1 protein-coding gene is annotated in these 508 nt (G+C 50.2%); it reads right to left on the reverse strand.

What is annotated here, in order from left to right:
* Nucleotides 1-83 precede the first annotated feature (83 nt).
* On the reverse strand, nucleotides 84-278 hold the full coding sequence (locus HMPREF9538_RS01990) for a hypothetical protein (RefSeq protein WP_004176404.1): 195 nt from the start codon (nucleotides 276-278) through the stop codon (nucleotides 84-86).
* Nucleotides 279-508: the final 230 nt, after the last annotated feature.

Genomic DNA, 508 nt, shown 5'->3' on the forward strand with positions numbered 1-508 from the left:
GCGGGAGGCGTCCGGGCGGTGAAAGGTGGGGTTAACCTGCGCGGCTACCGCACCAGCTTGTCTCTTACGAACAGCACTGCCTGTTAATCCACGTTAGTAAAATAATCGCGCGCGGCGGTCTCGACGCGTTTCGCATCCAGCCCGGTCTTCTCAGTGATCTGTTCGATAAACGATTTAAATTTTTCGCTCATCACGTTACCCCCTTCCCAGTGGGCGACGTAAAATTTGCACTGATAGCGATAAAAATGGAGAGTGGTATCTCCTAACGTGTAATACATGCGCTTCTCCTGTCCGGTAGTACGGTTGCCGCGTCCACAGCGTCAGCAACCTCTTTCTCATTACGATCGATCTGCATTCTATCCTCCTCCCAATTGGCTGAAATTTCCAGCGGTGCTTTGCACCATGGAGCAGGATAAAGCAATGTTAATCTGCGGATAGATAGTGATTTTTTCTAAGGTGGCGCAAAAGTAGCGGTTACCTGCTTGCTGGCAAAGATCCGAAAGAGTAA

Source organism: Klebsiella sp. MS 92-3 (assembly GCF_000195655.1).
GTDB classification, from domain to species: Bacteria; Pseudomonadota; Gammaproteobacteria; order Enterobacterales; family Enterobacteriaceae; genus Klebsiella; species Klebsiella pneumoniae.

Coding starts and splice junctions, on each gene's coding strand:
- HMPREF9538_RS01990 (WP_004176404.1), bottom strand. CDS start 278: ATGTATTACACGTTAGGAGATACCACTCTCCATTTTTATCGCTATCAG.